The sequence below is a fragment of the Candidatus Neomarinimicrobiota bacterium genome (assembly GCA_016784545.1).
Taxonomy (GTDB): Bacteria; Fidelibacterota; UBA8477; order UBA8477; family JABMPR01; genus JABMPR01.
Window position 1 is genome coordinate 1 of the sequence record JADHUM010000060.1, and the last position, 21,184, is coordinate 21,184.

General features: G+C 44.4%; 21 protein-coding genes and 1 tRNA gene. 21 read left to right on the forward strand and 1 reads right to left on the reverse strand.

What is annotated here, in order from left to right; translation table 11 throughout:
• Positions 1-223: 223 nt before the first annotated feature.
• The 15 genes from ISR87_12940 (at position 224) to lhgO (ending at position 12,855) form a co-directional block, all read left to right on the forward strand.
• Entirely contained in the window at positions 224-1,450 is a 1,227-nt protein-coding gene (locus ISR87_12940) for a trypsin-like peptidase domain-containing protein (GenBank protein ID MBL7026347.1), read from the forward strand.
• A 150-nt stretch (positions 1,451-1,600) separates the two neighbouring features.
• Positions 1,601-2,239 (forward strand): phosphatidylserine decarboxylase, encoded by a 639-nt coding sequence (locus tag ISR87_12945; protein ID MBL7026348.1) that lies wholly within the window; start codon positions 1,601-1,603, stop codon positions 2,237-2,239.
• Positions 2,240-2,241: 2 nt separating this feature from the next.
• Positions 2,242-3,027: a CDP-alcohol phosphatidyltransferase family protein gene (locus ISR87_12950; GenBank protein MBL7026349.1), complete on the forward strand. Its 786-nt coding sequence runs from the start codon at positions 2,242-2,244 to the stop codon at positions 3,025-3,027.
• Complete coding sequence (locus tag ISR87_12955) at positions 3,027-3,311, forward strand: DUF4321 domain-containing protein (protein ID MBL7026350.1); 285 nt, start codon at positions 3,027-3,029, stop codon at positions 3,309-3,311. The genes ISR87_12950 and ISR87_12955 overlap by 1 nt, the downstream gene beginning before the upstream one ends.
• 162 nt (positions 3,312-3,473) lie before the next feature.
• Positions 3,474-3,692: a twin-arginine translocase TatA/TatE family subunit gene (gene tatA / locus ISR87_12960; protein ID MBL7026351.1), complete on the forward strand. Its 219-nt coding sequence runs from the start codon at positions 3,474-3,476 to the stop codon at positions 3,690-3,692.
• A 239-nt stretch (positions 3,693-3,931) separates the two neighbouring features.
• Complete coding sequence (locus ISR87_12965) at positions 3,932-4,921, forward strand: VWA domain-containing protein (protein ID MBL7026352.1); 990 nt, start codon at positions 3,932-3,934, stop codon at positions 4,919-4,921.
• The gene (locus ISR87_12970) at positions 4,921-5,967 is read left to right on the forward strand and encodes a VWA domain-containing protein (GenBank protein ID MBL7026353.1); all 1,047 of its coding nucleotides are present in this window, start codon (positions 4,921-4,923) and stop codon (positions 5,965-5,967) included. The genes ISR87_12965 and ISR87_12970 overlap by 1 nt, the downstream gene beginning before the upstream one ends.
• Positions 5,960-6,745 (forward strand): tetratricopeptide repeat protein, encoded by a 786-nt coding sequence (locus ISR87_12975; protein MBL7026354.1) that lies wholly within the window; start codon positions 5,960-5,962, stop codon positions 6,743-6,745. The genes ISR87_12970 and ISR87_12975 overlap by 8 nt, the downstream gene beginning before the upstream one ends.
• Positions 6,729-8,522: a protein BatD gene (locus tag ISR87_12980; protein ID MBL7026355.1), complete on the forward strand. Its 1,794-nt coding sequence runs from the start codon at positions 6,729-6,731 to the stop codon at positions 8,520-8,522. The genes ISR87_12975 and ISR87_12980 overlap by 17 nt, the downstream gene beginning before the upstream one ends.
• Positions 8,522-9,277 carry a tetratricopeptide repeat protein gene (locus ISR87_12985; GenBank protein ID MBL7026356.1) on the forward strand — a complete coding sequence of 252 codons (756 nt, stop codon included), beginning with the start codon at positions 8,522-8,524 and terminating at the stop codon, positions 9,275-9,277. The genes ISR87_12980 and ISR87_12985 overlap by 1 nt, the downstream gene beginning before the upstream one ends.
• Positions 9,255-9,707, forward strand: coding sequence for an SPOR domain-containing protein (locus tag ISR87_12990; protein ID MBL7026357.1), 453 nt, complete (start codon positions 9,255-9,257; stop codon positions 9,705-9,707). The genes ISR87_12985 and ISR87_12990 overlap by 23 nt, the downstream gene beginning before the upstream one ends.
• A gap of 12 nt (positions 9,708-9,719) precedes the next feature.
• Entirely contained in the window at positions 9,720-10,466 is a 747-nt protein-coding gene (locus tag ISR87_12995; GenBank protein MBL7026358.1) for a YebC/PmpR family DNA-binding transcriptional regulator, read from the forward strand.
• A gap of 3 nt (positions 10,467-10,469) precedes the next feature.
• On the forward strand, positions 10,470-10,958 hold the full coding sequence (gene ruvC / locus ISR87_13000; GenBank protein ID MBL7026359.1) for a crossover junction endodeoxyribonuclease RuvC: 489 nt from the start codon (positions 10,470-10,472) through the stop codon (positions 10,956-10,958).
• Complete coding sequence (gene ruvA / locus ISR87_13005; protein ID MBL7026360.1) at positions 10,958-11,554, forward strand: Holliday junction branch migration protein RuvA; 597 nt, start codon at positions 10,958-10,960, stop codon at positions 11,552-11,554. The genes ruvC and ruvA overlap by 1 nt, the downstream gene beginning before the upstream one ends.
• 107 nt (positions 11,555-11,661) lie before the next feature.
• A complete protein-coding gene (gene lhgO / locus ISR87_13010; GenBank protein ID MBL7026361.1) occupies positions 11,662-12,855 on the forward strand; it encodes an L-2-hydroxyglutarate oxidase in 1,194 nt (397 codons plus the stop codon).
• A gap of 10 nt (positions 12,856-12,865) precedes the next feature.
• Here lhgO and ISR87_13015 read toward each other — a convergent pair whose 3' ends face one another.
• Complete coding sequence (locus ISR87_13015) at positions 12,866-14,722, reverse strand: PQQ-binding-like beta-propeller repeat protein (GenBank protein ID MBL7026362.1); 1,857 nt, start codon at positions 14,720-14,722, stop codon at positions 12,866-12,868.
• 199 nt (positions 14,723-14,921) lie between these two features.
• Here ISR87_13015 and gcvT point away from each other — a divergent pair, with 199 nt between their 5' ends.
• From gcvT to ISR87_13045, 6 genes are all read left to right on the forward strand, one after another.
• Positions 14,922-16,013: a glycine cleavage system aminomethyltransferase GcvT gene (gene gcvT, locus ISR87_13020; protein MBL7026363.1), complete on the forward strand. Its 1,092-nt coding sequence runs from the start codon at positions 14,922-14,924 to the stop codon at positions 16,011-16,013.
• Between the two features lie 4 nt (positions 16,014-16,017).
• Positions 16,018-18,354, forward strand: a complete 2,337-nt coding sequence (locus ISR87_13025) for a DNA translocase FtsK (protein MBL7026364.1) — start codon at positions 16,018-16,020, stop codon at positions 18,352-18,354.
• 19 nt (positions 18,355-18,373) lie between these two features.
• The gene (locus ISR87_13030) at positions 18,374-19,012 is read left to right on the forward strand and encodes a hypothetical protein (protein ID MBL7026365.1); all 639 of its coding nucleotides are present in this window, start codon (positions 18,374-18,376) and stop codon (positions 19,010-19,012) included.
• Complete coding sequence (locus tag ISR87_13035) at positions 19,012-20,031, forward strand: flippase-like domain-containing protein (GenBank protein MBL7026366.1); 1,020 nt, start codon at positions 19,012-19,014, stop codon at positions 20,029-20,031. Before ISR87_13030 ends, ISR87_13035 begins: the two co-directional genes overlap by 1 nt.
• 250 nt (positions 20,032-20,281) lie before the next feature.
• Entirely contained in the window at positions 20,282-20,734 is a 453-nt protein-coding gene (locus ISR87_13040; GenBank protein ID MBL7026367.1) for a hypothetical protein, read from the forward strand.
• Positions 20,735-21,105: 371 nt separating this feature from the next.
• Positions 21,106-21,179 (forward strand) — tRNA-Val (locus ISR87_13045).
• The last annotated feature ends 5 nt before the right edge of the window (positions 21,180-21,184 follow it).

A 21,184-nucleotide genomic window follows, 5' to 3' on the forward strand; every position in this document is an offset into this window, starting at 1 on the left:
TATGAGACATATTACTTAACAGAAAGGAAACTGTTCATCTAAAGATCGCTGATAATCAGATATCGTGAACCCACAAACTTTTTTGATCAAATGTATCAGACAAAACTCTTTAACTGGGCTTTATATCGGAATCAGGGACATGGTAGGTACTCAAGGATGAACTTGTGTGATCAGGTATTAAAGTTTATTATTCACATTCGAGATATGGAATGATAAAGCTAAAATGAAAAAAATCACTTCACTAATCTTCGCCTTAGCCCTCTTTCTGGGAATGTTGACACTTTCTCTCAGAGAATTGAGAAACTGGCAAATTCCTGGAATAAGTGAGTTTGCTACGAGTGATACCGCAGATGAGACCCTGGCTATTCCAAGCATTTCCCCGGCTGAGATTCCTGAAAAGATTTCTCTATTTAACTCCAGAGAAACTGCAATTACACGAGGAATTGCAGATGTTTCACCTACAGTTGTTGGCATTTCCACAACCCAGATCAGATATTCACAATCTCCCCTCATGTCCGATCCTTTCTGGCGCTTTATTATGCCGGGCACACCACGCTGGTTCCAGGAAAAGGAGGCAGTAATTGGCTCAGGATTCATTTATGACAAGGATGGCTATATCATAACCAATGCTCATGTTGTGGAGAATAGTGTGGAAATTATGGTCACTCTGGCGAATGGGACCCAGCATAAGGCCGAGGTTGTGGGCATAGATGAAAAAACTGATCTGGCAATCATTAAAATCATTGATAGAGGACAGTACCCTGCAGCAGAATTGGGTAACTCCGATGAAATTATCTTGGGTGAGTGGGTCATCGCTTTGGGAAATCCATTTGGACTCTTTAGCGAAAGTAAAATGCCCATCGCAACTGCTGGAATTATCAGCAGCCTGCATATGGACTTTGGATTTCAGCAATCAGGGCGCATCTATCAGGATATGATACAAACTGATGCATCAATCAATTCTGGAAACAGTGGGGGACCGTTGGTGAACTCGGATGGACAGGTTGTGGGTATCAATACCTTTATCTTTTCTGGAGCCAATAGCACCGGCTCAATTGGGATCGGATTTGCCTTACCAATCAATCGAGCCATCGGTATCATTGATGAATTAAGGGCTAAGGGTTTTGTAGATAGAAATTACTCAACGGGGATCAGTTATCGCCCCAATAACCCTCGAACCGCACAACTATTAAATCTGGGATCGACTGTGGGGGTGGTGGTTGTAGGAGTGAAAGATGGTTCACCTGCCGCTCGAGGAGGTGTTGAAGTTGGTGATCTCATTGTGGGTCTTGATGGTCAGAGTATTCAAACGGATGATGATATTTTTGCCTATTTCAATCTTCAGGATCTCAAGCGGGGTGATCAACTGACGCTGAATATTTTGCGCCAAACAGAGAGTATGGCCATTCCCATCGTACTGGGTGAGACCGTCGCTCCCTCCAGTGAGTGATTGTTTTAATACTTATTCAAAAATAATCTCAGTAAAACACAAAGTTTGCCCCTCTACTAGGCTGTTTTTCCCACCGAAAAGCGTGTTTTATTCTGTAGGAGCCGAGCTTATCTTTGCGCGGTTTAATAGAGAGGAAATATAAAGACATTTATGGCTCGTGAAGGATATCCAAATATCGTGATTGTGTTAGGGCTAACACTCATCCTGGCCACAATTAGTTTTTTCAGTGGGGGTTCCCTTTACTGGAAAATCCCATCAATGCTCAGCGGTTTGCTATTGCTTTTTACCCTATACTTTTTCAGGGATCCTGAACGTGAAGTAGTTGTCAACCCCAAACACATCTTAAGTCCCGGTGATGGTGTCATAGTTGATATCAAGGATGTTCAAGATGACTATGTGGGTGATGCAACCCTGATCACCATGTTTTTATCTCCCTTAAATGTCCACATCAATCGAGTTCCCATTTCCGGAAAAATTGGATTTGTTGACTATAAATACGGTGCCTTCAAGGCAGCTTTCGCTTTGGATGCCTCAGAGGTGAACGAGCAAAGTGTAGTGGGCGTGGAGAATGACCTGATGAAAGTCAAATTTGTCCAGATTGCAGGTGCCTTGGCCCGTCGAATCATCAATTATCTCCGTGAAGCCGACGAAGTAACCCAGGGAGATCGTTATGGTCTCATAAAATTTGGAAGTCGAATGGATGTTATTATTCCCAGGGCCGCTAAGGTTCTGGTAGAAATGAAAGAGCCAGTGCGTGGTGGTCTCACCATCCTGGCGAGAATGGATTAATCATGGTACGCGATCCTGCACGCAAAAGACTACCCCTCAAGGAAAATCCACGCCGAAGATTTATCCCCAACTCCTTTACTATCTTTAATATGTTCCTGGGCTTTATGTCTATCCTCTCCTCTGCCAACGGTGACTATTTCTGGGCGGCTTGGTTCATCATTTTTGGAGCCATCTTTGATGGGTTCGATGGAAAAATCGCACGGGCCCTGGATAGTACTTCCGATTTTGGAATCCAGTTCGATTCTCTGGCAGATATTATCACCTTTTGTCTGGCTCCCTCCGTATTCGTTTATATGGTCTGGGCAGAACCCCTGGGGCAGCTGGTAGGTGGATTTTATGCTTTCATGCCTCTCATGCTGGGATCAATCAGATTGGCAAAATTCAATCTGGAAGCTGAGAGTGCCCAAAAAGGTCAATTTTTTGGTGTACCCACACCCCTGATGGCTCTGACGGTTGTTGGAATCTGGCTTTTTATGAGCCAGGTACATCACTATCCTTTTTTAGGATGGATCCCACGTCAACCCGGTGGTGAGGCTAGAATCGTTTTACCTCTGGTGATGATTATTTCAAGTCTCATGCTATCAAAGATTCCCTTTTCAAAATCACCTCCTATGAGTCTGAAAGGGACATCAAAAGAGAAATTATCTCTCATTTCTGGCGTGATTATGATTATTCTGGTATTCGCTAGCAAGGGCTTCCTCATGTTCCCCCTTGCCGTAATTATGATTCTTTTAAGCCTGTTAAAATGGACCCGGACCCAACGTGATGATGAGGTTGGGGTTGAGTAATGGATCCAAGACGTCGTAACATAAAAATAATTGTTCTTATGATTGTTAGTGGTGCCATCATTGGCTCAGTGCTGGGTGATGTGGCAGCAGCATTGCTCCCTGAGAGTGTTGTGAGGGATTTCTTTGTTCTCTCCTTCGATACGGCAAAATATGGATTAGCTGAACCCTTTGTCCTCGATCTTAGAATTTTCTCTCTCACCTTCGGTTTTACTCTAAAAGTGAACTTTATGGGTGTCGTGGGAATGGGTGTTGCTTATTATCTTTTGCGTTACTATAGGGTGTAATTGAAAATTGAAAATTGAAGACAATGTGATATGAAGAGGGAGAATGAGCTACTTAGGAAATTATCGACCTCATGTGGAGTTATCAATGGCGTAGCTTGCCTTTGTGAAGTTAAATCAATGTTCGATTTTCAATATTAAGTATTAAATATAAAGGAGTAATCCATGAGTTTACCTGGCGGCTGGGAATGGCTAATTATCATCTTATTTATATTGATTTTCTTTGGTGCAAAACGCTTGCCTGAAATGGCCAAGGGTCTGGGGAAGGGAATCCGAGAATTCAAGGGTGCCCTGAGCGGTATTACTGATGAAATTGAAAAAGCTGGCAATACGCCTGCTGAACCAAAAGTCGAAGAAAAGACTGAAGAAAAAAAAGAAGACTAAGACTTCTCCTGAATTCGTAGAAGTTGTCACAATTCTACCCAATCTGAATATTATCATAATTCTAATCGCCGGGCTTTAAGGAGCCCCGAATACATGGATTTTATATTCGTTCCATTTGAACAGGATATTCTCAAAAAATATCACATCTATATGAAACAAAGATTAGCTCAATGACTATAAAAGATGTTTTGGAAAAACGGATAGATGAACACGATTAAAAGAATGTTTGAAATATAGTGATACTCGCCTTTCAATACCCCCAATTAGCCTGGCTCTTGCTTAGTATTCCTGTGCTGCTGATTGTCTATGTATTCTATTCTCAAAAACGATTTGGGACCCTGAGATTTTCATCTCTCCTCATGTTTGAGGGAATTTCAAAAACCACGGGTATGTGGCGAAAACATATGCTCTACACATTACGAATTCTGGCAATCATGGCTATTTTTGTGGCCTTGATGCGCCCCCAGGAACGCAACGCCCTTCAAGAGGTGAATGCTGAGGGAATTGATATCATGATGGTGATTGATATCTCTGGCTCCATGCGAGCCATGGATTTCAAGCCCAACCGATTGGAAGCAGTCAAAAAGGTTGCCCAGACTTTTGTTTCTCAGCGCCAGAATGATCGCATAGGATTAAACGTATTTGCCAGGGAAAGTTTTATGCAATGCCCCTTGACGACGGATTTGAACCGACTGAATGAATTCATTTCCCAGCTTGAAATCGTCAATGAAAAATTTGACGGCACAGCTATTGGGATGGCTGTTGCAGGCGCTATCAATCGATTGAGGGACTCCGATGCAAAAAGCAAGGTCATTGTGTTGCTCTCAGATGGTCGCAACAATGCTGGTGAGTTGGATCCCATTACGACATCAGAACTGGCCAAAGAGTTTGGTATTCGAATCTATACCATTGGTGCAGGGACCCGGGGAACTGCTTCCATGCCTGTCCAAACCGTTATCGGTATGAGAACCATGCCGGTTCAGGTCGATATTGATGAAGAAACATTAACCAAAATTGCTGATATTACAGGTGGCAAATATTTTAGAGCTACTGATGAAAAGAGCCTGGCTGCAGTCTATCAGGAAATCTCTGAGATGGAGACGACTGAGTATAGTGTCAGAGAATATGTGCAGCATGCTGAGCTCTTTTATTTTCCCCTGCTCCTGGCGCTTTTCCTTTTGATTATTGAATTCATCCTGGAACGACTGGTCTTCAGGAGATTCCCCTGATGATTCAATTTGAAACATATCCCATCTGGCTCCAGAGCTTACTCTGGTCAATAATCCCTCTGATGATAATGATTGGTGTGTGGTTTCGCTTCTCCCGCAAAAATTTGCTAAAGAGAGCTGGTGATCCTGAACTCCTTGAACAACTCTCCAGAAGTGTTAGCAAGCGTAAAAGATTGACCAAGGATATTCTCCGCATCCTTGCCATCCTGATGCTCCTCTTTGCTGTGTGGGGACCCAAATTCTCAGATGAATTAACAGAGATTCACCGTGAAGGTGTTGATATCGTAGTGCTTCTGGATGTATCCAATTCAATGCGAGCCCAGGATATAAAACCCGATCGTCTTGAGAAAGCTCGATTTGAGTTGAGGAAATTGATCAAAGAACTACGAGGTGATAGGGTTGGACTTGTGGTGTTTGCTGGACAGGCTCATCTCCAAACACCCCTTACTTTGGACTACTCTGCATTTGATATGTTTTTGGATATCTCTGATGAGTCGTTGATTGGTGTCCAGGGGACCTCCTTTGAGAATGCTCTGGAGATTGGTCTCAGTGCCTTTGATCCTGATGATCAACAACATCGGGCCATGATCGTGATTTCAGACGGAGAAGATCATGAAGGCAATCTGGACGAAGTTCTTGAGCGAGCTCGCAAAGAGAACGTCATTATCCATACTGCTGGAATTGGTTCATTCTCAGGCACACCAATCCCTCTATATGATGATCGGGGAAGTCTACTGGGTTATCGTAAAACCAGTTCTGGCGAAGTCGTCACAACCAGACTTTATACAGAAACACTCCAATCCATAAGTGTAGAAACCGGTGGAAGATTTGTACATCTCAATACTGCATCAGCTGGGCTTGAAGAAATCTACAATGATATCCTGGGAATGGAGCAGAAGGAATTCAGTCGCCACGAATTCACCAATTTTAAGGAGCAGTTTCATTGGTTTGCCTGGATAGCCTTACTTTTTCTCATACTTGATTTATTGATAACAGATTTGCATGGAACTGAAAGAAACTGGGAAGGAGATTACATCAGTGATTAATCGACCCAGGAGCCTGATTATTTATATCATGCTGGTTTTTTTCCCGCTACTAACTGTGTTTGCTCAGTCCAGTGCAAAAAAAGCATTCGATGAGCAAAAATATGAAGAGGCTGTTGAAGCCTGGAATAAACTACTGGAAGAGAATCCAGATTTAAAAGATATTCATTACAACCAGGGAAATGCCAATTATAGATTGGGTGATCTTGATGAAGCCATTGGCTCTTACGAAAAGGCCCTGAGTCTCAAAGACAAAAATGCCCTTGCCGATGTATATTACAATTTGGGGAATGCCTATCTGAACAAACAGGAGGTGGAGAAAGCCCGAGACTTTTACAAACTAGCCCTCCGAATTCGTCCAGGTGATCAAGATGCAAAAGCAAACCTGGAACTGTTGAACCATATGCCTCCGCCTCCTCCTCAAGATCAAAATTCTCAGGATGGGGAGGACGATAAGAAAAAGCAGGATAAACAGGATCAGCAAGACTCGGACTCCCAGGACGAGAATGAGGAAAAACAAGAAGAGCAGCAACAGGATCAGGAAGACTCTGAAGGAGATGAGGAAGACCAGCAGGACCAGCAACAATCCCAGGATGAGCAAGATCAGGGAGAACAGGAACAGCAGGAACAGCAGCCTTCAGATGGTGAAGAACAAGTCAATAAAGAAGAGTTAATGAATGCCCAGCAATTGCTGGATGCCCTGAAAGACCGTGAAACTGAAAATATGCGTGAACAGATCAGATTAAAGACCTCAGGAAAAGACAATGAGAAGGATTGGTAATGAGATGAAGATCAAGTATTCCCTTTTCTCACTATTTCTGCTACTCAGCTCGATTGCTTTTAGTCAGCCCCGTGTCACGGCCAGTTTGGATGCCAACCAGGTTCTGGTTCAAGAATCATTCACCTGGAAACTTGAAGTCGAGGGCAGCGATGTCATGCCCAACGTGCGACTGGGTGATATTGATAAAATTGCACTCCTCTCCGGACCCATGCAGTCATCCAATTACACGATTGTAAATGGCAAAACCAGCAGCAAAAAAACTATTAGCTATACTTTTGTGGCCATGGAAGCCGGTCAGGTCACGTTCCCAGCAGTGGATGTCGTTCTTGATGGTACAAGATATAAAACCCAGCCCTTGAAGCTTGAAATTATTGCCGCCCGTGGATCTGGTGGAAAGCAGGCATCTGCTAACCAAACCATTTATTTGCGAGCCATTCCATCCAAATCCAGTGTCTATGTGGGGGAACCACTCACAGTACGCTACAAACTCTTTACCCAGGTTAGTGTGTATAATTATCAGGTTCAGAAACTGCCTGATGCTGTGGGTTTCTGGGCTGAAGAAGTACCGCAGTCTGCCCAGCCCAGGCTGGTCTCAGAAGTAGTCGATGGTGTTCGGTATAATACAGCAGTTTTGAAAACTGTTTTATATTATCCCACCAAATCTGGTGAATTGGTTATTGACCCCCTGAAGACTGAGCTGGAAATAGAGGTTAAATCTAATCAGAGAAGCAACCGTCGCTTTAACGATCCATTTTTCAATGATCCGTTCTTTGGGGCCAATAGAAAAGCGACAAAAAACTTTCTCTCCAATCCCATTAAGATAAATGTACGAAGTTTGCCTGAACCCAGGCCTCGGAAGTTTAATGGAGCAGTGGGTAATTTTCAAATTCGCGCAGGTTTGGATACCAATGCTGTGTTTGCCAATGATGCAGTTGGTTTGAGTATTTCTCTCACAGGATCGGGTAATTTTAAATCCCTGCAACTCCCTGAGCCAAAGCTCCCTGATGGGATTGATGTGTTTAAACCCGAGCGTACAGAAAAAATCAGTATTCAAGGGATGAAACACTCTGGCTCAAAAAAATCAACTTACCTGCTGGTGCCACGAATTGCAGGTGAAATTCTCATTGACCCCATTGAATTCACATACTTCGACTTAAAAACAGAGCGATATATTACCAGGAATTCCGGTAAAATAGAATTGAGTGTTTATGATGTTGAGGGCTCCCGACCTGTAGTTACCTCAGGGTATAGCAGGGAAGAGGTTGAATTGATGCAGGAAGATATTCGCTACATCAAATCTACAGATACAAAATTTACCAGAGCACAGACTTCATCTATGGGTGGAGCATTCTGGGCGCTTCACATTTTGGGATTGCTGGTTCTCGGCGGAATCTTCGCGTATGAATATCAGTCTAGACGTCTTGAGGGGAATGTGGATTTGCGACGTCGGACAAACGCTATTAAACAAGCCCGAAAGCAAATTAAGAAGGCAGAGAAGCTTTCAGAAGATTCAGAGGAATTACGGGCACTACTCCATCAATGCATCACGGGATTTATTGGTGCTCGACTGAATGTGTCAGAGAATACTCTGGATACGTCTGAATTTATAGAATTGTTGAGTAAACATGACGTTCCTCAGGAAATTATTGATGAAAGCAGAGCCTTCCTCGAGGACCTGGCCATGGATCGTTTTGCTCCTGGCGCTGTGAAACGGTCAGCCCCGGAGTGGATAACCACTACCCAGGAACTGTTTCAGAAATTAAGGAGGGTCCTGTAATGAGAAACTTCTTGATGAGTTCCCTGCTTCTGGTAGCGATGTTAAGCTCCGTTTTTGCTGTAGATGTCCAGGGTCTTATGGATCAGGGGAACAGTTATTATGAAATAGGAGAAATTGAGTCTGCCATAGCTTCCTATGAAAAAGTCCTGGCCACTGATATGGTATCTCCTGCGCTTCACTATAATCTGGGATGTGCATATTTTTCTGAAAAGGAATACGGAAAAGCCATTTTACAGTTTGAAAAAGCCAGACAGTTGAGTCCCCGCGATCCTGATATTTTGCACAATCTTCAATATTCAAGGCTCTTCCTCAAAGATCGCTTCGAATTGCCTGAACCAATGCCATTCATCGCCTGGTTCAAAGCCTTGCGTAAAAGTCTTTCGCTTGCTGAATTAAAATTTCTCGAGGAAGTCCTTTTCAGTCTGCTGATCTTGGGAATCGGGCTTTATCGACTGACCCGGAGGAGTCCCATGGGGCGGGTATTCTTGCCTGTATCTATTGTTCTTGGAATCCTGCTTTTGGTGGTGGGCGGATGGCTCATTGACAGATCAACTGCCTTAAATGAGAAACATGCTGTATTATTGGTTGATGAGGCGGAAGTAACCAGTGCACCCATACCAGGATCCAGCACTTTGTTCGTTATTCATGAAGGAACTTCGGCTGAAATTTTAGATGCAACAGATGCCTGGTATGAACTTAGATTGGAAGACGGAAAAACAGGATGGATAATTCATGAAGCTGTTGGTCTATATTAGTCTGGTGCTGCCCCTCCTCATTTTGGGGCAGAATAAGGTCAAATTGGATGAATCTTTTGATCCAACCACTTTGCACGATTGGCCCGGTTCAAAAGCCCGTATCGAGCAAATTAAATCATTGAAAGCCTATTACTCCAACCTCGGTGACGATATTGATACTGTGGCGGTTGCCGAATATTCCAATTTTGTGTTTCGGGTTCAATTGGGTAGTACAAATAATTATGATGCAGCCATTGCGCTAGAAACCAGAGCTGCTTCGATCTTCGAAAACGAAATCATGATTCAATTTGACAGTCCGTATTACAAAATCAGGGTCGGGAAATTGAACAACAGGGAAGATGCGCAAAGTTTGCAGCAATTTGCCTTTCAAAATGGATTTAGACGGGCCTGGGTTATCAGGACTGAAAATACACCTGAATTAGAAAATTAGAGTGGGAGAATTATGTCCGGTCATAGCAAATGGTCCACCATTAAGAGAAAAAAAGCCGTTGTCGATGCTGCCAGAGGCAAAATATTTACACGGATTGCAAAAGAATTAACCATCGCTGCCCGTGCTGGTGGTGGCGACGAAGCAATGAATCCTCGTCTCCGGACTGCTATTTCCACAGCCAAAGCCTCCAACATGCCAACGGTCAATATTGAACGAGCTATCAAAAAAGGTACCGGCGATCTCGAAGGTGTCATCATTGAGGAAATCATTTATGAAGGCTATGGACCTGGTGGTGTGGCTCTCATGATGGAGGTGGCCACCGACAATCGCAATAGAACCGTTTCCGAGATACGCCACCTGCTCAGCAAACATGGCGGCAATCTTGCTCAGGCTGGTGCCGTAGGATGGATGTTTGATACCAAGGGGGTGGTCCAGGTGTCAACTGAGGGTGTCGATGAGGATGAACTCATGATGGCTGCTCTGGAAGGTGGAGCGGAAGATATGAGCAATGAGGGCGACTATTTTGAAATTGTCTCTGCTCCCAATGACCTGAATACAGTGAATGAAGCTGTGGCAGAAGCCGGATATGCTGTTGAAGTTGCCGAGGTCCAGAATATCCCCAATAATTTTACAGAGGTGAGTGCTGAGGATCTTCCCAAAGTGGTCCATCTCATGGAACTTCTTGATGATCATGATGACATGCAAAAACTTTCAGCCAGTGTGAATTTCACGGATGAAATGCTGGAAGGACTGGAGTAGGACCTGCGAATCATAGGCATTGATCCTGGTCTACGAATTCTAGGTGTTGGCGTTGTTGACTACGACGGAAATCGTTTTAAATCAGTATACTCTGGTGTTATTAAAACCAAAAACAGTGACTCACTATCAGATAAATTAGCCGTCCTCTATAAGGGTATTGCTGAATCCATCAAGCAATTCGAACCAGATGTGCTGGCCATTGAAGAGGCTTTCTATGGGAAGAATGCAAGGACGGCTTTACTCATGGGTCATGTACGGGGCGTGGCCATGTTGGCTGGGAAGCATGCTGACCTGGAAGTACATGAATATGCCGCTCGCAAAGTTAAATCTGCTGTAACCGGGAATGGTGCAGCGGATAAGGAACAGGTTTTATATATGGTGAAACGATTGCTCAAGCTTAAAGAAGATCCAGTAACTTTGGATGCTTCTGATGCTTTGGGAATAGCCATTTGTCATGCTCTAAATTACAAACTAGCTAAGATGGGTATCTAATGTACGAGTTTATTTCTGGCAAATTGATCAGCAAGCAACCTGATCATGTTGTGGTTGAAGCATCAGGCATAGGATATCGCCTGAAGGTTTCCCATAGCACCTTTGAACAATTACCCGCTCCCGGCGAGAAGGTCATGATTTACACCCATCTCCATGTCCGGGAAGACATATTTGATCTTTATGGATTTGCTCAGCGGGACGAACGCAAGTTCTTCTTCAACTTAATTGCCATATCCAAAATCGGACCCAAAGCAGCCCTGGCCATTCTATCTGGAGGCTCTCCCAATGATATCTGCAACTGGGTAATGGCCGAGGATGCCAACACCATTGCGAAAACCCCAGGAATTGGACCCACCACAGCCAAAAGACTCATTCTGGAACTCAAGCCAAAGATTGAAAAAGGCCTGGGAATCAGTGACCCAGGTGGCCTGACATCCAGTCTTGGTACCAGCAGTATTGAAGATGAGGCCATCATGGCTCTGGAAGCTTTGGGATATTCACGGGCTGAAGTTTATTCGAAAATTCGAAAAATCATGAAGGATAGCGAGACCGAGCTGACCACAGAGCAATTGATCAAGAAAATCCTCCAAAAGTAATCTCAATACAATTCTTGCAATAACTCAAAAACTCAAAAACCCCTCTAACTCTCCAACCCATCAACTCACAAACTCATCCTAGCACACCTTTTGCAGTATAAATCTCCATGATTTACGATAAGATTATCATCGGCGGGGGCATCGTCGGTCTGGCTACAGCCCTAGCCGTTAAGGAGCGGGACCCCGATTGTAAGCTGGCCATCCTTGAAAAAGAGTCGGATTGGACCCTTCATCAATCCAGTCGCAATAGCGGTGTCATTCATGCCGGGGTTTATTATAAACCGGGGAGCAAGAAAGCCCGTTTTGCCCTAGCTGGAAATGCTTCCATGATGGCTTTTTGTGAGAGGCATAACATTCACCATGAACAATGCGGAAAACTGATTGTAGCCACTGCTCCAGAGCAGATTGAGGGGCTGAATTTATTGTATGATCGGGCTGCTGCCAACGGGCTCGATGTTTCAAGAATTGGGCGGGAGGCTGCTCTGGAAATCGAACCCCATATCAATTGTATTGAAGCACTCCATGTCCCTTCCACTGGTATCGTGGACTTTAAGGTTGTGGCTGCAAAATATGTTGAACTGCTTGTGGAAATGGACGTCGACCTGATCCTTGATTGTGAAATTACGGATATTAAACAACAGGAGTGGGGGTATAGTCTCTCTACTTCCAGGAATATGTATCAAACAAAATATCTCATTGCAACCGTGGGGCTGTATTCAGATCGTATTGCCAGAGGTGCAGGTGTTGATCCTGGTATGAAAATCATTCCCTTTAGAGGGGAATACTGGCATCTAAAACAGAATAAGCGGTCACTGGTAAAAAATCTGATATATCCAGTTCCCAATCCCAAATTTCCATTTCTAGGTGTGCACATGACACGTCTCATTGATGGCAGCATCCATGCCGGCCCCAATGCGGTTCTGGCCTTTAGCCGTGAAGGCTATAGCTGGTTGAAGATCAATGGCAAAGATTTGTTTGAAACCCTGACCTTCCCCGGGTTTTGGAAATTGGCCGATTCATATCTTGGCGAAGGTTTTAAAGAAATGTATCGCTCCGTGGTGAAATCCGCGTTTCTCTCAAGTGTTCAAGAGCTTATACCTGAAATCGAATCCAATGATCTACAACGAGGTGCAGCGGGCGTTAGAGCTCAGGCCTTGCGATCTGATGGAACTCTGATCGATGACTTTGATCTCGTTGAGCAAAAGAATGGTATCTTTGTATTAAATGCCCCATCACCTGCAGCGACTGCCAGTCTGGAAATAGGCAAATACATCGCCAGGAAAATCTATTCTTCCAAATAAGCCGTATGCATCATCGGGTATACTTAAGTAGGGTCACATTGCCATCGGCAGCTGTACAAATCACTCGTTTCGAATCTATCACTTCAAGGGTGTTCACCAATCCATCACTGATTCTATGGCGCCAGACGAGATCTCCTGTAGTCCGCTCCATACAGAAAACACTTCCGTTATCTGTAGTGAAAAAGATATAACCGTCCTTCTCAATCATTGCATTTGGTGCGATGTCATACCCGAAGCCAATATGCTTTATCCAATCCAGGTTAAAGGTATCTCCTGCGGTTTTTACAGAGAGAACTGAATCCTGCATGGTTCTGGCGAAAACATTCAACCCGTCTTCAGTGATCCCAATGGATTCTCTTACTCTGTGGCCCGATTTACGCCAGATAGTCTCACCATTTGAGATATTGATGGCTGACATGACACGATCTGGTGCGACGATGTATAATTTATCATTAGCCACCACTGGCCAGCAGGCGGCAGGCGAGTATAATAATCCAGATCTTCCGTCGCTCCATCGCCACTCAAGATTCCCATTCCTTGCATTGAGGGCATAAATTGATTCATCCCAGGCACCATACATTATTTTGCCTTGAGCAAGAACAGGCTTGGTCTCTATGTATCCTGATCCATCGCTAAAGGTCCATTTCTTTTTTCCATTTCTAAGATTTAAAGCCTGAAAATCTCCATCGCCATTCCCCATGTACACTTTTCTTCCCTCCATGAGTGCCGAGCTGAAGACAGAGGCGCTACTTTTGACCTGCCAGAGCAATTCACCATTCCTGCTGGAAATGCAGGAAATGGTTGAATCAACAGATCCTACGACAACTCGTGTGCCCTGCACTGCAGGGGTTGAGTGAATGGCTCCTCCAGCTTGCCAACTCCAGTTCACATGACCACTTTCAATATCAAGGGCCAAAAGCTCGCCGGAAACTGTACTGATATACACCTGGTCATTCTCTACAGCAGGTGCTGACGTAATGAGTGATCCAGTCTTGTACTGCCAGATTATCTCAACCCCAGAGGTATCATTTTCTGAATAGTCAGGGTAAGGCAGACTGAGGGAATCCTGGGAGTTTTTATGACCCAGGGGAAGACGATGCCAGAAGTGGGTACTGTCTGCCAGGGGTATTCTTTCAGTAAAATTGGCATAGGCGGGATACAGATCTACGATGCTATAGCCCGTGGGTTGCTGGCCTCGTCTCAAAGTAGATCGACTCATGACTCCTGGAATGCCCTCATAGGATGTGGCCCGATTGGCATGACCATGTCCATGCAGTACTGCTTGAATATTATGGGGTCGCAAGACATCCCGGAGTGCGTGCCAATTGTCAATTGATGGATCCAGAGGATAGTGGAGGACGATAAATACTTTTTGTTCAGGATCAGGCAGAGATTTGAGGATTGATTTGACCCAGGAGATATCAGCTGGATCAAGGTAACCGGCACCCATTCGAAGCACAGGCCCCTGATGGATACCAATAAACCGGAATTCCCCAACTTCGACATTGAATCTATCTGCTCCCCACAACTGTTCGAAGCGTTGACCACCTGAAGAAGACCATTTCAGATCGTGATTGCCAGGAATGATGTAGTAGGGAATGCTGAGGCTATTTAAAATGGCTTTGGCCAGTTGTAGGTTTTGACCAACATCGAGCTCGGTAATGTCTCCAGATACTATAGCAAAAGTGATGCTATCATTCTTATTAATATCATGTACAACGATACTGAGATCTTCAGCACCAGTTCTTCCACCAACATGGGTATCGGTGAGCCAGGCAAATTTGATGGGAGCAGAAATTTCAGTCTGACCCAATAGTGTTCCAAAAGCGAAAATGAAAACAAGTGAGAGTCTGATGAGTAAAGCCATTATTAACCCCTTTTTAAGCAATATAATTCATTGAATTGGGTAGGGAAGCAGCAATATGGAAATTGTGCACAATCTCATTAATAATACTCTAATATGGCATATTCGCTCTTCGTGCTCCATATTGAGTTGATTTTCAATTTTGACCTGATCTTATAGCCATTAGATTCAAAGCTGAATAATTGTGTGAGGACCGACATTCATGAAGCTAACCGCTTTCAATGCTATTCATAAATCGCTTGGTGCCAAGATGGTACCCTTTGCCGGATACGAAATGCCCATTCAGTACGAGGGTATCATTGCTGAACATGAGAAGGTGCGAAATCAGGCAGGGTTATTTGATGTCTCCCATATGGGAGAATTCTGGGTAACAGGAGAACAAGCACTGGAATTCGTTGAATATGCCACTGCAAACAATGTGGCATCAATGGAAAAAGGCCAGGTCCAATATTCTACCATGTGCCTTGAAAATGGCGGTATTGTTGACGATCTTCTCATTTACCGGTTTGCAGATCGTTTTATGCTGGTTGTAAATGCCTCCAATCTGGAAAAGGACTGGAACCATCTTTCCGATCTGGTGCAGAAATTTCAGGATGTGCAACTCACCAATGGCTCAGATGGAATCGCCCTACTGGCACTTCAAGGACCTGAATCAAAAAATATCCTGTCCAAATTGACCTCAGGTAATCTTGATAGTCTTGAATTTTACCATTTTGCCATAGGTGATGTGAATGGGTTACCCATGCTCATCTCAAGAACTGGCTACACAGGTGAATTGGGCTACGAACTGTACCATGATCCTGAGGAGTCAGAACAACTCTGGGCTGCTTTGATGGAAGCAGGTGCAGAATATGGGTTGTCACCCATTGGCCTGGGTGCCCGTGATACGCTAAGGATGGAGATGAAGTTCTGTCTTTATGGAAATGATATTGATGAAACCACCACACCGCTGGAAGCCCGACTGGGTTGGGCCACTGATTTGGAGCATGGGGATTTTCTCGGTCGTGATGCACTAATAAAGCAGAAAGAAGCAGGTCTCACACGTTTTCTTGTTGCTTTCGAAATGATGGATCGGGGCCTCCCACGCCACGGATACGAAATTTATGCAGGGGATGAGAAGGTGGGTGTGGTCACATCAGGTGGTCAGAGTCCATCTTTGAAAAAGGGCATTGGACTGGCATATATTGATAAACCTCACCAGAAAGTGAACACGACTCTCAGTATTGATATTAGAGGACGTCGTCTGGCCATCAAAGTCATCAAACCACCGTTTATAAATAAGAAAACCAATTGAATCCATGGTAGTCAAAAAGAAGCAAATTAGTCTGGAAGAAAAAAGTCGCGAGATTCTTGGAATACTCACCATGGTAGTGGGTCTGTTTGTACTCCTCAGTCTGGTGAGTCATGAGCCCACTGAAGAATTAAGCATCATGCCAGGTGTACATTTCCACAATTGGATGGGGTATGCCGGTATTTTTATCTCCTGGGCGTTATTCAAAATGTTCCTGGGATGGGGATCAATTGTCATTGCCCTATTAATTGGTGTCTGGGGCTATGTTGTTTTTACTGATAAAGATTTTCAGCCTGTTTTCAGGTTTACGGGGTATAGTTTTGCCACCACTCTGATCCTCATGACCCTCTTTGCCCTGATCGCCGAGAAAAGTGGCATGACTTCAGATCAATTATTCAGACACTCCGGGTATCTCACAGTTAGCATCAGTCAACTCATAAAAGATTTTCTGGGTTTCCCGGGTTCAGTTCTCATCCTGTTTAGTATTGGTATTGTGACCGTCCAGGCCTGGCGCGGATTTTCATTCCGTCGTGTCAATGATTGGATCGAAGATCGACTCTCTGAGCTGCGTAACAAGCTCAAGATGGCCAGTAAGAAGCGAGCCAAGGTGAAGGACCTTAAAGAGAGGGCACAGGCCCCTATCCAGCGTGAAGAGGAGCGCGTTGCTCCAATAAGATCTACATCTGACCCAGTTCCCGAACCAGTCGGGGAAACAGCTCCACCACCGATTCAGCGTGAAGAAATGCCGCCTGGGAATTTGGGGAAAGCGGAGCAAACCACTTTGAGGCCCAATGAAATAGAAATTGAAGCTGCCATAATTGAAGATCAAGTAGACTACGATGAGACTCAGGTTCGGGTCCCCAAACGGGAGTATAAACTGCCCTCAGTCGATTTGCTCATGGAACCACCGCCAACTTCTGCTGGCCAATCAAAAGATATTCTACTGCGTAAGGCTGAATTGTTGATTCAGACATTGGAGACCTTTGGTGTGGATGGTCGTGTGACCAATATTGCCCCTGGTCCCGTCATCACAAGATATGAGGTGGAACCAGGTCCTGGTATCCGGGTATCGAAAATTGCAAATCTCTCTGATGATATTGCCAGAGTTATGGAAGCACAGAGCGTCCGTATCATTGCACCAATTCCTGGTAAAAATTCTGTGGGAATTGAGCTCCCCAATGATGAACCGGAAATTGTGTATTTCAAAAGTGGTATCAATTCACCAAAATTCTCTGAGCCTGCCTCCGTATTAACAATTGCCCTTGGCAAGACCACAGCTGGTGAAATATTTGTGGCAGATCTGGCCAAGATGCCTCACCTCCTGGTCGCTGGCGCCACCGGCTCAGGTAAATCTGTCTGTATTAACACCATTATTACTTCCCTTCTATATCGTGCACGTCCTGATCAGGTGAAGTTCATTATGATTGACCCCAAGAAGTTGGAGTTATCCACCTATAAGCGCCTCCAGGGCTATCATCTGATTACCAGTGAGTCCATAGACGAATATGTGATTACAACTCCGAAAAATGCCATTCATGCGTTGCGTTCCGCGGAGTTGGAAATGGAGAAACGCTATAATCTGCTTTCCAAGAAAACGGTTCGCAATATTGATCAATACAATGAACGCGCCACTGGCAAGGATGGCTATGTTCATCTGCCATATATCGTTGTATTAGTCGATGAGCTGGCTGATTTGATGATCACAGCAGGCAAGGAAATTGAGGAGCCAATAGCACGTCTGGCCCAGATGGCTCGTGCTGTGGGTATTCATCTCGTCATTGCCACTCAAAGGCCTTCTGTTGATGTCATTACTGGTGTGATAAAAGCAAACTTCCCAACTCGTATTGCCTTTAAGGTGGCTCAGAAAAATGATTCAAGAACCATTCTGGATCAAAATGGTGCCGAAAAACTATTGGGGAATGGTGATATGCTCTTCCTGGCTCCTGGAGCTCCGGCACCAGTACGTTTACACAACGCCTTTGTCACCCTCGAAGAAATTGAGGATGTCCTGGATCATATTCAGGATCAGCCCAAACCAGAAGAACAACTTCTACCCGGTATCGTTGATGAGCAGGATCCCACCATTGCCGGAACGGAAGGTGGGGGAGAACTTGATCCCTTATTTGATGAGGCCTATCGTCTGGTAGTTCTCCATCAGCAAGGTTCTGTGAGTATGATTCAAAGACGACTTCGAGTTGGTTATGCCCGAGCTGGTCGACTCATTGATGAGCTCGAACGTGCTGGAATTGTTGGACCCAACACTGGCAGTAAAGCTCGTGATGTCCTGGTTGGACCAGAAGTCCTGGACAACCCTTCATTTGATGAAGATATCCTTGATGATTAAGTCAGGAGCCTCCTCTCGTATGAAATATTATCGATTGCATGTCAGCCTACTGTGGCTGGTGACTTTTATATCCTTGAGTAATTCACTATCTGCAGCCCAACCGCCCAAGGAACTTGCTAAAATTATAGATCACTTTATGAATCTGGAAACTACCAGTGTAAAAATCAACCAGGTCATTGATTGGCGGTTTTCAGATAAAAGTGACACGGTTAGAATTCAAATGGATATTCGGGGTGGTAGAAATTTTCACGTCATGCTTGCCGATTTCGGGATGGAAATATTTGTGACTGAAAATGAGATGATTACAGTCAACCATAGCAGGCATCAAATTTTATACGAGAATGCATCTCCTGATGCATTGCTGAAGCAATTATTTGTCGGGGGTGATCTAAATTCGGCCCGCCTTAAAGGGGAGAAAAAGTTAAGCGATTCTAGGCGCAGACTCAATTTCCAGTTTGCAGATGATTTTTCTGATTGGGAAAGTCTGGCAGTGGTTCTTGGCCAGGGTGACGATTTGGAAAAGCTAATTCTGGTCGACTATGATGGCAATAAATACATCATCTCGCTGAGCTATTTAGAAAGCTACGAAGGATTTACCATTCCAATTATGGGTGAGGATTATCTGCATTATCAAATTGCGGATCTGAGGGGAAAATAGTGCAGATCGTTGGTTTGATAAAAGAACACCCGCTAAAGTTTATAACCTCCATCGCCGTGAGTTTAGGACTAGTCTATTATTCATTCAAGGACCTTGAATGGGAACCCTTCTGGCAGGCTATCTTATCCATAAATTATTGGCTTTTTGCTTCAGGTGCCTTGCTACTAGTCCTTAGCAATGTGGTGCGCGCTGCACGCTGGAAAATTTTACTTAGCCCACAAAGAACAATTAAAACCAAACACTTATTTGAAGCCACGATGATGGGCTATATGGGAAACAATGTGCTCCCCTTTAGACTAGGGGAAGTGTTAAGAGCCATGGTGGTATCCAAGCGACATCATCTGAAAGTCAGTGGTGTGGGAGCTTCCATCGTTGTGGAGCGCAGTTTAGATATGTTTTCATTTCTCATCCTGGCTGGCATCTATGCTACTCTGGTTCCAACGTTTGAGTCTGCACGCCTTCTGGCTATGCTGGGGCTGGGTGCCCTCCTCATGATCATCATATTGGGTTTTTGGGTCAACCGCCAGCATGAAAAGTTCCAGGTTCGTATTGAGGCATGGAGTCAGCGTTTTATCGATGGAGGGCATCCTAAAAGAGCTGAACATCTCCTATCAATATTTAGAGGACTGGAGACCTTGTGGCATATGCCAAAACCCTTCCAGGTAGTCCTTCAAACTGGTTTTCTGTGGTTGCTCTATTTTATGGTCACTTTTCTAGCGCTGGCCGCTTTTGATTTCGGACTTGATCTGGTAGATCTGTGGAAGGTCTCATCCATTCTGCTTGTTTTCACGACCCTATCCTTATCTGTTCCTGCTGCACCTGGTTATGTTGGTACCTATCATGGGGCGGTTTTGGCAGCACTGATGATATTTAATATTGACAATGATGCAGCCAAAGCTTTCGCCATCGTTATGCATCTTATGAACTACTTATTATATACACCCATGGGAGCCTGGTATCTCATGAAAGCTGGTTTGACATTAGATCTGGCTAAGGGTCAAGAAGAAGTCACGGATTGAAGATAAATTTCCAGCAGTCCCGAGTTTTGAAATAAATCAAGATTATGGGCTGCACAGACTAAAAATAACTTTACCCAGGTGTGTCTGAGCTCCATTCCTTGCTTGACAGTTTGGGACTCAGCAATTAGCATTGAAGGCTAAATTTTAAACACACAAGCTCAGTGTATATCCATGTGTTAGATAATCGACGTTTCATCGTTTATGTTTCTGGATTCCTGGGGGATGAATAACTTGGACAAAGGAGCACCTTATGAATGAATTAAACCTGACTGCAAATCTCATTTTGCGTAAGCACAAAGAGCAGAGTGCACTGCCAGTGCGTGAACGTGATTGGGAAAAGATTGAAGAACTTGTCTCAAAAATAAATTCTGTAAACTCAATGTTTCAGATTCTAGCTTCTCTGGTATTTGGGGTGTCCTTCTCAATCGTTACCCTCCTTGTCCTCATGTGGGTTGGTGGCACAGGGATAGAGTCTGCTGCTACAATCACTGGTAATTTTGTCGTGTCCGTCATTGTGGGAATAGCCATAGCGTTAACCATTTTGGCGAGACAACAACGAGCGAATGTTGCCAAAGCCATCGATGTGGTTCTCAATGAAATGGATCTGGTTCAGAAGGAGTTTAGTCCAGTAAGCATGGCTACCGAAGTGACTGAAGAAGTCAAGGATTCCAGTACATCCGTCGCCGATCAATTCCTGAAATAGGAATAAGACCGCCAAGTCCTTTATTTTATTAGAAAAGAATGTTTAAAAAAGGTGGTAAATCTGCTTGCTCACGCATAGGCGGGCAGTTATTTTCGCACGCTTTTTCGCATCTTAGTTGGTGCCACAGGAGGACTACGCTTTGTTTTTGAGCAATTAATACTCAAAGGTGATCTAAAGTGCTCGTTGTGAATGAAAAGATTGAAGTAGGGTGATTAGCTTCCGTCTACGTCTAGCGACTACGCCAGACAGGCAGGTGGTTAGAGTACTTGTCCCGACATGAATGTCAGGAGAGTCTTGGAGCCGAGTTTTTTAAAAGAAGGGCGATACTGGTACTAACATTACAGTAGAACCCGGGGAATAAGATTTAAGTAGGGTGATTAGCTCAGGTGGTTAGAGTACTTGCTTGACATGCAAGGAGTCACTGGTTCGAGTCCAGTATCGCCCACAGGA